Origin of the sequence: Sphingobium sp. BHU LFT2 (genome assembly GCF_018604485.1) — a bacterium.
In the GTDB taxonomy this organism is placed as follows: domain Bacteria; phylum Pseudomonadota; class Alphaproteobacteria; order Sphingomonadales; family Sphingomonadaceae; genus Sphingobium; species Sphingobium yanoikuyae_A.
Map to the genome: position 1 here is coordinate 1 of NZ_JAFCGW010000023.1, position 13236 is coordinate 13236.

13 protein-coding genes are annotated in these 13236 nt (G+C 65.3%); 3 read left to right on the forward strand and 10 right to left on the reverse strand.

All coding sequences use genetic code 11. The features are described 5' to 3' along the window. Window positions 1-401, forward strand: a 401-nt coding sequence (locus tag JQK15_RS23985) for a GcrA family cell cycle regulator (RefSeq protein WP_214868707.1), incomplete at its 5' end; no start/stop codon positions are given. A 52-nt stretch (window positions 402-453) separates the two neighbouring features. Here the strand turns inward: JQK15_RS23985 and JQK15_RS23990 are convergent. Beyond that, window positions 454-1632, reverse strand: a complete 1179-nt coding sequence (locus tag JQK15_RS23990) for a M48 family metalloprotease (RefSeq protein ID WP_214868709.1) — start codon at window positions 1630-1632, stop codon at window positions 454-456. Between the two features lie 115 nt (window positions 1633-1747). After that, window positions 1748-2590, reverse strand: coding sequence for an outer membrane protein (locus tag JQK15_RS23995; RefSeq protein ID WP_214868711.1), 843 nt, complete (start codon window positions 2588-2590; stop codon window positions 1748-1750). A gap of 153 nt (window positions 2591-2743) precedes the next feature. Between JQK15_RS23995 and parE the strand changes: the two genes are divergently transcribed. Further along, complete coding sequence (gene parE, locus JQK15_RS24000; RefSeq protein ID WP_214868713.1) at window positions 2744-4723, forward strand: DNA topoisomerase IV subunit B; 1980 nt, start codon at window positions 2744-2746, stop codon at window positions 4721-4723. After that, window positions 4720-5994 carry a serine hydrolase gene (locus JQK15_RS24005; RefSeq protein ID WP_214868715.1) on the forward strand — a complete coding sequence of 425 codons (1275 nt, stop codon included), beginning with the start codon at window positions 4720-4722 and terminating at the stop codon, window positions 5992-5994. Before parE ends, JQK15_RS24005 begins: the two co-directional genes overlap by 4 nt. 167 nt (window positions 5995-6161) lie before the next feature. On the opposite strand, the gene JQK15_RS24010 is transcribed toward JQK15_RS24005, so the two are convergent. The 8 genes from JQK15_RS24010 to JQK15_RS24045 form a co-directional block, all read right to left on the reverse strand. Beyond that, the gene (locus JQK15_RS24010; protein WP_004207374.1) at window positions 6162-6953 is read right to left on the reverse strand and encodes a LysR family transcriptional regulator; all 792 of its coding nucleotides are present in this window, start codon (window positions 6951-6953) and stop codon (window positions 6162-6164) included. Further along, the gene (gene apaG, locus JQK15_RS24015; protein WP_004207375.1) at window positions 6950-7348 is read right to left on the reverse strand and encodes a Co2+/Mg2+ efflux facilitator ApaG/CorD; all 399 of its coding nucleotides are present in this window, start codon (window positions 7346-7348) and stop codon (window positions 6950-6952) included. The genes JQK15_RS24010 and apaG overlap by 4 nt, the downstream gene beginning before the upstream one ends. Window positions 7349-7380: 32 nt before the next feature. Beyond that, window positions 7381-8589, reverse strand: coding sequence for a trans-sulfuration enzyme family protein (locus JQK15_RS24020; RefSeq protein ID WP_214868717.1), 1209 nt, complete (start codon window positions 8587-8589; stop codon window positions 7381-7383). Beyond that, window positions 8586-9584: a threonine dehydratase gene (locus JQK15_RS24025; protein WP_214868719.1), complete on the reverse strand. Its 999-nt coding sequence runs from the start codon at window positions 9582-9584 to the stop codon at window positions 8586-8588. Before JQK15_RS24025 ends, JQK15_RS24020 begins: the two co-directional genes overlap by 4 nt. 184 nt (window positions 9585-9768) lie before the next feature. Continuing rightward, on the reverse strand, window positions 9769-10185 hold the full coding sequence (locus tag JQK15_RS24030; protein ID WP_214868721.1) for a hypothetical protein: 417 nt from the start codon (window positions 10183-10185) through the stop codon (window positions 9769-9771). A gap of 85 nt (window positions 10186-10270) precedes the next feature. Then, entirely contained in the window at window positions 10271-11314 is a 1044-nt protein-coding gene (gene leuB, locus JQK15_RS24035) for a 3-isopropylmalate dehydrogenase (RefSeq protein WP_214868723.1), read from the reverse strand. A 120-nt stretch (window positions 11315-11434) separates the two neighbouring features. Continuing rightward, entirely contained in the window at window positions 11435-12169 is a 735-nt protein-coding gene (gene recO / locus JQK15_RS24040) for a DNA repair protein RecO (protein WP_214868725.1), read from the reverse strand. A gap of 38 nt (window positions 12170-12207) precedes the next feature. Then, complete coding sequence (locus tag JQK15_RS24045) at window positions 12208-13188, reverse strand: TerC family protein (protein ID WP_214868727.1); 981 nt, start codon at window positions 13186-13188, stop codon at window positions 12208-12210. Between the last annotated feature and the right edge of the window lie 48 nt (window positions 13189-13236).

Consider the following 13236-nt stretch of genomic DNA (forward strand, 5'->3'; position numbering starts at 1 on the left):
CACCGGCTGCGCCTGCCGCACCGGCTGCCGCCGCTGCCCCCAGCGACGCGCCTGCCGCGCCGCAGCCGCGCATCGTGTCGGTCGGCCCCGGCGGCTTCCTGCGCCAGGGCCCCGGTGACCAGCAGGCACCGATCCCGCCGGCGCCGCCACGCCGCCTGGTGCCCGCCAAGCCGAGCGCCGAAATTGCCGGCAAGACGAGCCTGCTCGACCTGACCGAGCGGATCTGCAAGTGGCCGATGGGCCATCCGGGCGAGCCGGACTTCCATTTCTGCGGCGAAGCGGTGAACCCTGGCTTCCCCTATTGCGTCGAACATTGCGGCCGCGCCTATCAGGCGCAACTGCCGCGCGGCACGCGCCGCCCGCCTCCGCCGCTGCCCTTCGGCGGCCCGCGGGTCCGCTGAGCCAAACCAGATAAGGAAGGCCGCCCCACCGGGCGGCCTTTTCTTTTGCCCCCTATTTGCCGACCAGTTGCGGATTTTCCGCCTTCCAGACCATCGCCGCATGGATGCGCCGTTCGACGCTGGGATGGTCGTAGAACAGGATTTCCTCCAGCCGCGAGGGCGATGAGGCGCGATATTCGATCGTCTTGACCAGCGCCTTGGCAAGGCCATCGGGCTCATGCGCGACCTTGAGCGAGAAACGGTCGGCGGCATTCTCGTCATAGCGGCTGATGCTGTTCATCAGCGGCACCAGGAATATCCCGACCACCGCCGCCACCGCACAGGCGACCGGCATATGCGCCGGATCGCTGATCGCGCTTCCCGCGCCGAACCAGCGCGCCGCCACCGGATAAAGCCGGTCGACCAGGAAGAAGAGCAGCATCGCCAGCAGGCTCATGCCGCCCGCCAGCCACAGCACATGATGTTCGGCATAATGGCCCATTTCATGGCCCACCACGCCCCGCACCTCGGCCAGGTCGGCGCCGCGCTTGAACATCACATCGCTCATTGCCACCCGCGCCGTGCCGAACAGGCCGGAGACATTGGCGGTATAGCGTTCCGACTGCTTCGACCCGTCATAGATATAGATTTTGTCGCCCGGCACGCCGGCACGATGGGCCAGCTCGACCACCGCATCGCGGGTCGGCCCGGCGGGCGCTGGCGTATAGTTATTGAACAGCGGCTCGATCGCCACCGGCGCAATGACCACCATCAGGATGATGCCCAGCACCACCACCAGCCCCGACCAGGCCCACCACCAGCGCGGCGTGCGCCGCATCAGCGCATAGATGGCAACCGCCAGCAGCGCCAGCAACGGAATGCTGATCGCACTCGACAATATGTCCTCGCCCAGCCAGCCGCCAAAGCTTTGGCTGGTCAGGCCGTAGCTGCGCTCGCGTCCCCAATTGGCATAGACGGACCAGGGTAGTTCGATCAGCCAGTCGAGCAGGAAGAAGAGCAAGGCAGACAGGAACACCGCCAGATTGGGGCGCCGCACATGCACCCGCCGCCCCAACCGCACCAGCAGACCGCTGCGCCAGATCAGCGCCATGGCGAGCAGTGTCACCAGCATGCCCCACAGCAGCAGCCAATGCCCGCCCTGGGTATAGGCGATCGCCCGTTCATGCTGGGCCGGCGACAGCGTCGCCAGATAGGCGGCGGTCGCCGCATCGGGGTTGAAACCTGCCGCCATTTTCTCGACCTCCCGCCATATCCTGTCGGCGGGATGCTATGGCGGACGCAGGATCAGGTAAAGATCACAAGAGGAAGGGGCCGGAGCATCGCCCCGGCCCCTTCATTGCGGCGGATCAGAAGCGGAAGCTGGCGGTCGCCATCAGGCTCTGATTGTCGAACTTGTCGCCACGATTGATGCTGGTGCCGCCGGATGGCGTGATGATGAAGGGGTTGGTCGCGGGCGCGCTGCCCTGCCCCACATCGACGCGATAGTCGCCGGTATTGTAACGGGTCCAAAGATAGCGGGCGCCGATCGAGAAATTCTGCGCGACCTTGGCCTCGACACCGCCGCCCATGGTGTAGCCCCAGGCATCTTCCTTGCGATCATATTCGGTGAAGCTGTTGGCGGTGTTGCTGGTGTCGAAATGATTCTTCACCTTGGCATAGGCCAGACCGCCGGTGATATAGGGCATGACCCCGCCATCGGTGGTGTAGCCCAGCCGCGCGCGCAGATTGGCGTTCCAGCCGATCCGCCGGGTCATGGTATAGCTGGCCGGCGTGCTCGAATATTCGGTCACGCTGTCGCTGACATAGGCCTTGCCCGCTTCGCCGACGATGCCCGCGACGATGCTGCCGAACTGCCGGTCATAGCCGACATGGCCCATCCAGCCGATCGCATCCTTGTCGCCATTGCAGCCGCTGGCCGGCGTCGCCCCCCGTGCCGAACCGCCGCAGGTGCCGGGCGAAAAGGCATTGGCCCCGGCCGCCGTGGTGACGACATCATCATAATTGCCGTCCCCGTCCGTGTCGAAGCGCAGATGCTCGCCGCCATCGCCCTTCGACCAGTTATAGCCGAAGGAGCCGCCGACATAGGGGCCGGTCCAGTCGACCTTGCCGCTGTCCTGCTGTGCCATTGCCGGCGTCGCCAGGGCGAGCGCCAGCGTGGCGCCGATCGGCGCAAAATGCTTGAATGTCATGAATTTCTCCAGCCTGACCTTGGGAATATACCCTGATGGAGGCAACGGCTCTGTCGGCCAATTTGTTGCAAAGCGCCTTGTAACAATTGATTGCTAGCGATCGCGTGCGCGCAGCGCTTGCGCCCGACGCCCGGCTGCCTATAGCTTGGCGGAATGTCCGAAGACCTGTTCGCCTCCGCCCAGTCCACCACCTCGCCGGGCTATGACGCCTCCACTATCGAAGTGCTCGAAGGACTGGAGCCGGTCCGGCGCCGTCCGGGCATGTATATTGGTGGCATCGACGAGCGCGCCTTCCACCATCTCGCCTCCGAAGTGCTCGACAACAGCATGGACGAAGCCGTCGCCGGTCACGCCACGCGGATCGAGATCAGCCTGGAACCGGGTAACAAGCTGACTATCACTGACAATGGTCGCGGCATTCCGGTGGATGACCATCCCAAATTCCCCGGCAAGTCGGCGCTGGAAGTCATCCTCACCACCCTCCATTCCGGCGGCAAGTTCGAAGGCAAGGCCTATGCAACCTCGGGCGGCCTGCATGGCGTGGGCATCAGCGTCGTCAACGCCCTGTCGATCAAGACCGTGATCGAGGTCGCACGCAACAAGGAATTGTTCCGCCAAAGCTTCAGCCAGGGCCTGCCCACCAGCGGCCTGGAAAAGGTCGGCGCCGCCCCCAACCGGCGCGGCACGGCGGTCAGCTTCATCCCCGACAGCGAGATTTTCGGCGAGCAGAAGTTCAAGCCGGCCAAGCTCTATCGTCTCGCCCGGTCCAAGGCCTATCTGTTCGCCGGGGTCGAGATACGCTGGAAATGCGCACCCGAACTGATCGGCGACGACACCCCGCCCGAAGCAGTGTTCCAGTTCCCCGGCGGCCTGGCCGACCATCTGAAGGAGCAACTGGGCGAGCGCGAATGCGCCACCACCCAATTCTTCTCGGGCAATCAGGATTTTCCGGGCGAAGCCGGCCGGGTCGAATGGGCGGTCGCCTGGCCGCTCTGGTCCGACGGCAGCTATAGCTGGTATTGCAACACCATCCCGACCCCCGATGGCGGCACCCATGAAAACGGCCTGCGCGCCGCGCTGGTGAAGGGCATCCGTGCCTTTGGCGAACTGGTGGGGCAGAAGAAGGCGAAGGACATTACCGCCGATGACATCATGACGTCATCGGAGATCATGCTGTCGGTCTTCATCCGCGATCCCCAGTTCCAGAGCCAGACCAAGGATCGCCTGACCAGCCCCGACGCCGCGCGTCTGGTCGAAAATGCGGTGCGCGACCATTTCGACCATTTCCTGACCGACCATATGGACCGGGGCAAGGCACTGCTCGCCTATGTCATCGACCGCATGGACGAGCGGCTGAAGCGCAAGCAGGAAAAGGAGATCAAGCGCAAGACCGCCACCAGCGCGCGCAAGCTGCGCCTGCCCGGCAAGCTCACAGATTGTTCGAACGATGACCCGGAAGGTGCTGAAATCTTTCTGGTCGAAGGCGACTCAGCCGGCGGATCGGCCAAGCAGGCCCGCGACCGCAAGACGCAGGCAATCTTGCCCCTGCGCGGCAAGATCCTCAACGTCGCCTCAGCAAACACCGCCAAGATATTGGCAAACCAGGAAATTGCTGACATGATCCTGGCGCTGGGCTGCGGCACGCGCAAGGATTGTAACCCGGATAATCTGCGCTACGAACGCATCGTCATCATGACCGACGCCGATGTCGACGGCGCCCATATCGCCACCCTGCTGATGACCTTCTTCTTCCAGGAAATGCCCGAACTGGTGCGGCGCGGTCATCTCTATCTGGCGCAGCCCCCACTCTATCGCCTGACCGCCGGCGGCAAGAGCCTATATGCGATGGACGATGCCCAGCGCGAGGCGATGCTGGCCAAGGAGTTCAAGGGCAAGAAGGTCGAGATCAGCCGCTTCAAGGGGCTGGGCGAAATGAACCCGATGCAGCTGCGCGAGACCACCATGGATCCCAAGACCCGCAGCCTGATCCGCATCACCCTGCCCGACGATATCGAGGATCGGCAGCAGGTGCGCGATCTGGTCGAGCGGCTGATGGGCACCAATCCGGCCCATCGCTTCGCCTTCATCCAGGAAAATGCGGCAGCGGTCGATGAGGAAGCGATTGACGCATGAGGCTGCTGGCGGCCGCGCTTGTCCTCATCGGGATGGCGCTGCTGCCCGGCCGCGCCATGGCTGATCCCGCCCCCGCTTTTCGCGCGCGCGCCACGCAACTGGTGACCATCCTCGCTGCCCCCGGCAACGAAGCCGACTTCTTCTCCCCCGTCTTCATCGACGCGATCCCGGTCGACCGCTGGCGCGCGCTCGCCGCCGACCTGCGCCGGCAGCATGGCCGTCCGATCGCGCTTGGCGCGCTCACCCAGCAAAGCGCAACCGCCGGGCAGATGGAGGTCCGCTACGAACGGGCGATCGTCGCCATCACGCTGGTGATCGCGCCCGATCCGCCCAACCGCGTCGTCGGCCTGCGCATCATCGGCAGCCGCCAGGCCGATGACAGCATGGCCGCGGTGCTGCGCGACATCGCCGCCCTGCCGGGTCGCAGCAGCTTCGCCATCGCCCGGCTGACCGATGCCGGTCCCGTCCTGCTCCAGTCGCACCGTCCCGACCAGCCGATGGCCACCGGCTCCTCCTTCAAGCTGACCGTGCTGGCCGAACTGGCGCGTGCGGTGCAAGCCGGTGAGCGGCGCTGGAGCGATGTCATCCCGCTCGGCCCGAAAAGCTTTTCCGGCCGGCTGATGGCATGGCCCGATCGCGCGCCGATGACGCTGCACAGTCTGGCGACCGCGATGATCGCCGAAAGCGACAATAGCGCATCGGACACGTTGCTGCTGGGCCTCGGCCGCGACAAGGTCGACGCCATGCGCCAGCGCTTCGGCATCACCGATCCCCGCAGCCTGCCGATGCTGACCACGGCAGAGGCCTTTGCCCTGAAGATGCCGGCCAATGCCGAATTGCGCCGCCGCTATGAGGCCGGGACCATCGCCGATCGCCGCGCCCTGTTGCGGGATGCCGCCACCCGGCTGACCGCCGCTCATGTCGATGTCGGCACCGTGTCGGAAAATCCGGTAGCAATCGACACGCTCGAATGGTTCGCCAGCCCGCAGGAGGAAATCGCCCAGCTCGACTGGCTGCGCCGCAACGGCGGCGACGCCCTGTCGATCATGGCGGTCAATCCGGGCATCGCCCCCGCCAACGCGAAACGCTGGCGCTATTTCGGCTACAAGGGCGGCAGCGAACCCGGCGTCATTGCCATGAACTTCCTGGTGCAGGCGCAGGACGGCCAATATTACGCGGTCAGCGGCGCCTGGAATGATCCGGTCGCCCGCGTCGACGAAGGCCGCTTCGTCATGCTGATGACGCGCGCGCTCAACCTGCTCGCCGACTGATCCCCGGCCCGGCGCCTGTCCTACACGCCGCCGATCCTCTATACATGCCCGATGGGACATGAACGGAACGCGCAACAATCCATCACCAGCTGGACATTTAATGTCGAAATATGCGGGAAATATGCGAAGTTAAGCGGACGAAATCCTATTTTCCCGGCCGCGCCGGATCAGGCCGTGAGCGCCTCGACCAGCGCCTTAACCTTCTTCTGGCGCCATTGCGGCAACGGCGCGATCAGCCAGTAGCTGAGCATCGTCGGCAGGGCATCGCCCACCTTGCGCACCCGTCCATTCTCGATATCCGCCTGCGCCAGCAGCAGCGGCACGCTCGCCCGGCCAAAGCCGTTCGCCGCCGCCTCGATCGCCAGCCCTGCATCCGCCACCCGGATCGCGGCAGGCAGGTCGCCCGAGGGGCAGCCGGGCCATTCGATCCGCTGCTCCGGCCCACCTGCCGCCGCTTCCACGGTGACGAAGGCGGTTTCGCCGATCTTGATGCCCTCATGCTCGCCCGCGCCATCGGTCAGGCGCAGCGCCAGATCCAGATTGGCCTCGGTAAAGTCCAGCGCCTCGTCGGCGGCGACCAATGAGAAGGTCAGGCCGGGCTGGCTCGCGGCATAGGCGGCCAGGCGCGGCTGCAGCCATTTGGCGGTGATGTCGCGCGGCGCCGCGATCGTCAGCGACGAACTGGACTGGCCCGCCTGCATCGCCCGCACCGCTTCCTCAAACTCCAGGAAACCGGCGCGCAGCGCTTCCAGCCCCGCCTCGGTCTCGGGCGTCAGTTCCAGCCCCTTGGGCGTGCGGCGGAACAGCACCACGCCCAGCATATCCTCCAGCGCGCGGATCTGCTGGCCGACCGCCGCCGGCGTCACCGCCAGTTCGTCGGCGGCGCGGGTAAAGGACAGGTGACGCGCCGCCGCATCCAGCACGCGCAGGCCGTTGAGCGGCAAATGGGTCCGCTTCATTCGGCCACCGCCGGCGCGATCAACGCGAAATGGGGAATGGTCACCTCGAACGTCTCGCCATCGGAACCGATCATCGTATAGGCGCCGCGCATCGACCCCGTCGCCGTGTTGAGCGGGCAGCCCGACACATAGTCATAGCTTTTGCCCGGTTGCACCACCGGCTGTTCCCCTATCACGCCTTCACCCTCCAATTCCTGCTGAATGCCCCGCCCATCGGTGATGATCCAGTGACGGCTCAGCAGTTGCACCGGCTGTTCGCCCTGATTTTCGATCCGGATATGATAGGCCCAGAACCAGCGCCCCCGGTCCGGCTCCGACTGTTCGGGCAGGAAAGTCACGGCGACATGGACGATGATGTCCCGCGTCGTCGCGTGCAGGGGGAACAATGCGTTCATATCTCCCGCATGCGCCTCCCTGCCCGGTTCCGTCAACGCCCTATCGTCTTGAGCGCCTGGTCGAAGTCCGCGATCACATCGTCCGGATCTTCCAGGCCGACGTTCAGGCGCAGCATATCCTCGGTGATGCCGACTTCCAGTCGCGCCTCTTCGGCCATGCCGAAATGGGTGGTGGATGCCGGATGGGTCATCAGCGAGCGCGAATCGCCGATATTGTTGCTGATGTCGACCAGTTCCAGCGCATTGAGCAGGCCATGCGCCTCGGCCCGGCCGCCGCCGACATAGAGCGAGAAGATCGGTCCGGCCGCGTCCATCTGCCGCATCGCCAGCGCATGCTGGGGATGGCTCTCCAGCCCCGGATAATTGACCTTGGGCAGGCGGGTTTCCAGGAACTGGGCAACCTTGAGCGCATTCTCGCTCTGACGGCGGATGCGCAGGTCCAGCGTCTCCAGCCCCTTCAGCACCACCCAGGCGTTGAACGCGCTGAGCGTCGGGCCGGTGTTGCGGTGGAAGGGCAGCAGCACATTGTCGATCCAGTCGCGGCTGCCACAGATGGCGCCGGCCAGCACGCGGCCCTGCCCGTCCATCATCTTGGTCGCGCTATAGGCAACCACGTCGGCGCCGAACTCCATCGGCCGCTGCAATGCGGGCGAGGCGAAGGCATTGTCGACAACGGTGGTGATGCCGCGGGCCCTGGCGATCGCGCAGACGGCGGCGATGTCGACAACGTCCATGGTCGGATTGGCCGGCGTCTCGAAGAAGAAGACCTTGGTATTGGGCTGTGCTGCCGCCTCCCAGGCCGCAACGTCGCTGCCGTCGATCGTCGTCGTCGCGATGCCGAACTTGGGCAGCAGCGTGTCGACCAGCCAGCGGCAGGAGCCAAAGGCCGCCTTGGCCGCGACGACATGGTCGCCGGCCGACAACTGGCACAGCAGGGCAGCGGTCATCGCCGCCATGCCGGTCGCGGTCGCGCGGCAGGCTTCGGCGCCTTCCAGCAGGGCGATGCGCTGCTCCAGCATCTCGACAGTCGGGTTCTGCAGCCGGCTATAGGTCATGCCCTGCTGTTCGCCGGCGAAGCGCGCGGCGGCATCCTCGGCCCGGTCGTAGCAATAGCCGCTGGACAGGAACAAGGCCTCGGACGTCTCGCCATATTCGGTGCGGGCGGTGCCGCCCCGGATGGCCAGCGTCGCCGGCTTCCAGTTCTTGGTGATCTCAGGGTTCTGCCCGCTCTTCCGCTTCATATCGCCTTCCGCATATCCGTCGTGACGCGCGGCGTTTCGCCGCCCAATATCTGTGCCATCTGGCTCATGTCGCCATTACCGCCCGAGAGGATAACCGCAACCTTCTTGCCGCGCATCTGCTCCTTTTCCTGGATCAGCGCGGCCAGCGCCACCGCACCGGCGCCCTCGGCCAGATTATGGGTGTCCTGCCAATAGATGCGGATGGCGTCCGCCACCTCGTCATCGGTGACGCCAACAAAGCGATCGGCGCGCGGCCCGAAATAGTCGAGCGCGGCCTGAACCGGGGTGCAGACGGCGACGCCATCGGCAAAGGTATAGGCGGTCAGGCTGGTGAGCAATTGCCCTGCCTCGAACGAGCGCTTGGCGGCATCGACATGGGCGGAAACGACGCCGACGACCTTGGTCTTGAGGCCCAGCGCATCGCGCGCCGCGATCGTGGCGCACAGGCCCGATCCGCAACCGACGGGAACATAGACGGTGTCGAGGTCGGGCACCGCATCGAACAGTTCCAGCCCATAGCTGGCAACGCCGCGCACCAGTTGTTCATGATAGGCCGGGACCATGAACAGCCCCTGCTCGGCGGCCAGGCGCACAGCCTCCGCCTTGGCGCTGTCGAAATCATGCCCATGTTCGATCAGGGTCGCGCCGAATGCCCGCATCGCGGCATTCTTCTCCAGCGCATTGCCATGGGGAACGACGATCGTCGCCTGGAGGCCGGCGGCACGGGCCGCGCGCACCTGCGCCTGGCCATGATTGCCGCGGGTCGCGGTGATGATGCCCGTCACCTCCGGATGGGTGCGGCGCAGCCAGTCGATATAGGTGATGGCGCCGCGCACCTTGAAGGCGCCGGTCGGCGTATGGTTCTCATGCTTGACCCAGGTTTCGACGCCGATCCGCCCGGCCAGCAGCGGCCAGGCATATTGCGGGGTCGGCGGCACCTGGTCATGAACCATGGCGGCGGCGGCACGAAGGCTGGGCAGGGAAAAGTCGTCCATGCCGCTGCCTAGCTGGCGTGCGGAACAGCCGACAGGACCGATATGCGCGAATTGGCCCCCTAGAGCCTGATCGTTTGAGGCGGAAGCGCCTTGCGCTTCCACCGATAGCGTGAATCAGGCTCTATTCTTGGATGCTAGACCTTGATTCACGCTTCAGGCAGATTCAGCCTGAAGCGATCAAGGTCTAGGCGGCCCTTCGCACCCTGCCCTCGATCAGCGGATGCAGATGCGCCTCTTCCCACTCCATATGGTCATAGAGGGAATCCTGCAGCGCCAGCGTCGCCCGCTTGTAATTGCCCCAGTCGGCCGCGATCTGGGCCGGGGTCCATTGCTTGATATGGTCGCTGTAGCGCAGGAACAGCGCCACCATGGTGCGGCCATGCTGATGCACGACCGGCTCGGCTTCGATCGCCAGCGGCCCCTGGCGCAAGCCCCGCGCCAGCATGTCCTCACGCCCCATATGGTCGCGGAACAGCTGGGCGAAGCGAATGCGCCAGCGGGTCAGGAGTGCCATGTCGCGGACGTCATCGTCCATCATGCTGGCAAAATCCCGCATCATGCCCCGCAGGACATGATGGTCTTCAATCAGTTCAGTCGGCATTTGCGTCCCCATTCACCGCTCATATCGACCGGAAACGAAGAAACTTTACGTTCGCGTCACGCAAATGCGACGAACCGAAGTCGGATCAGAGCGCAGCGAGAACCGCGTCGCCCATCTCCACCGTGTTCATCGTGCCGCCCAGATCCGGCGAACGGGCACCGTCGGCCAGCGCCTTGGCCACTGCCGCCTCGATCCGGTCGGCCGGCTCGGACAGGTTCAGCGAATAGCGCAGCATCATCGCCGCCGACAGGATGGTCGCCAACGGATTGGCCTTGCCCTGGCCGGCAATGTCGGGTGCCGAACCATGGATCGGTTCATAGAGGCCCTGGCCGCTACCGTTGAGCGTCGCCGACGCCAGCATGCCGATCGAGCCCACGCACATGCTCGCCTGATCCGACAGGATATCGCCGAACATGTTGCCGGTGACGATGACGTCGAACTGGCCGGGGTTGCGGACCAGCTGCATCGCGGCATTGTCGACATACATGTGGGTCAGGGCGACGTCGGGATATTCGGCCGACACCTCGATCACCACGTCGCGCCACAGCTGGCTGGTTTCCAGCACATTGGCCTTGTCGACCGAGCAGAGCTTGCCGCGACGGGCGCGCGCCGCCTGGAAGCCGGCATGGGCGATGCGGCGCACCTCGGCCTCGTTATAGGACATGATGTCATAGCCTTCGCGCAGGCCATCGGCGGTAGTGCGCATGCCCTTCTCGCCGAAATAGACGTCGCCATTGGTCTCGCGCACGATCAGCAGGTCGATCGATCCGGCCACTTCGGGCTTCAGCGCGCTTTCGTGCGCCAGTTCGGGGAAGACCTTGGCCGGCCGCAGGTTGGAGAAGAGGCCCAGTTCCTTGCGCAGGCCCAGGATCGCCTGTTCCGGACGCAGATGGCGTTCCAGCGAGTCGCAGTCGGGATCACCGACCGCGCCGAACAGGATGGCGTCGGCGCGCTTGGCGATGTCCAGCGTCTCGGGCGGCAGCGGATGGCCGACCGCCTTATAGGCCGAACCGCCGACCAGACCCTCTTCATAGGTGAGGCCGTCGATCGCCAGCGCATCAAGCACGCGCTTCGCCTGCGCGACGATCTCGGGGCCGATACCATCTCCAGGGAACAGGGCGATCAACATGGGAAACCTCTTTCTAAATCTCTGCCGGCACGGTTCCGCGAAAGAAAATGGCCGCCGCTGCACGGTGGGCGAACGGAGAATGCGGAAACGGCGCGCCCGCCCTTGCAAAAACTGCGCGCGTTACGCAACCGCTCTTTTCAGCCGATCGACCAGTCTTTCGCGCGCGGCCAGCACATCGGCCCGCCTTTCGGTCAGCACCGACCGCTCCAGGAAGAAGCCTGCCAGGCGCAATCCATCCATGATCTGCGACCAGTCTCCGGCCCCGCCCTGCAACAGGAAAGGCGGCAGCGGCAGCAGGCGCGCCTCATAGCCCTCCGCCCCGGCCCGGCTGACCGCCGCGGCGCTGCGCGGGCTGACAAAGGCCAGCTCGTCGGCGGTGCCGGTGGCAGCGCAGCGGCTGAGGTCAAGGCCGAAGCCCAGTTCCGCCAGCAGCAGCAATTCATAACGGACCAAAGCCGCCGCCCAGCCCCGCGCCGCCGGCGCCGCCTCGACAGCACCAAGCACGCCATCGAGCGCTTCGTAGAGCGTCGGATAGGGCGTTCCCTCCGGCAGGGCGGCCGCCGTCAGTGCGCAGGCCCAGTCGATCGCTGCCGCCGGCAATGGCTCTCCCAGCAGAGGCGCGCGGCTATGCTCCAGTTCGACGGTCAGGCTCGCGAGCTGATCTTCGGTACGGGCGCGGAACTCGGCCTTCACCGCATTGCCCGGCAGCAGCACCGGGCGCAGCGCCCGCGACCGCCCGCCGCGCACATAGCCCGCGACCAGCCCATGATCGGGCGTCAGCAGCCGCGCGACCGCGCCATGTTCGCCATGGGCACGCAGCGCGCAGACGATGCCGGATGTGATGAGGACGGGCATGGCGCCTTCCTATCGGCGATCCGGCATTCGTGCCAAATCTAATGTTGCGGCTGCGCCTCGCCACGGGTGCGCCACAGCGACAGGCCGATGCCTGCACCCAACACCCCGGCCGTCACCAGCAGGGAAAAGGCCGGCGGGATCTTCTCCAACCCCAGCGCATCGGCCAGGAAGATCTTGGCGCCGATGAAGATCAGCACCACCGACAGCGCATATTTGAGATAATGGAAGCGGTGGACCGCCGCCGCCAGCGCGAAATAGAGCGCGCGCAGCCCCAGGATCGCAAAGATGTTGGAGGTATAGACCAGATAGGGATCGGTGGTGATGGCGAAGATCGCCGGCACGGAATCCACCGCGAAGATGACATCGGCAATCTCGATCATCACCAGCGCCAGGAACAGCGGCGTCGCATGGAGCAGCGGCTTGCCGCCCGGCTCGGCCGGCTGGCGCACGAAGAAATGATCGCCCTCCACCCGGTCGGTCACGCGCATGTGGCGGCGCAGGAAACCGAGCAGCCGGTTCCCCTCCATCGTCTGCTCCTTGCCCACCGTCCACAACATGCGGATGCCGGTGAAGATCAGGATCGCCGCGAAGAAATAGAGCGCCCAGGAGACATTCTGGACCAGCGCCGCGCCCAGTCCGATCATGATCGCGCGCAGGACGATGACGCCGATGATGCCCCAGAACAGCACCTCATGCTGGTAGCGGCGCGGCACATGGAAGAAGGAGAAGATCATCGCGATGACGAAGACATTGTCGAGCGCGAGCGATTTTTCGACGACGAAACCGGTGAGATAGGCGACTGCCGCCTCCTGCCCCATCTGCCAGGCGATCCAGCCGCCAAAGGCAAGGCCGATCGCAATGTAGAAACCCGCGAGCTTCACGCTCTCGCGCACGCCGATCTCGCGTTGCTTGCGATGCAGCACGCCCAGATCCAGCGCCAGCAATGCGATGATGGTCGTCAGGAAGAGCGCCCACATCCAGATGGGCTTGTCGAGAAAGTCGGTCGTCAGGAAATCCATGATGGGTCCGTGCTGCGAATATGCAGGTCAAGCGGACGGCATGGCTCC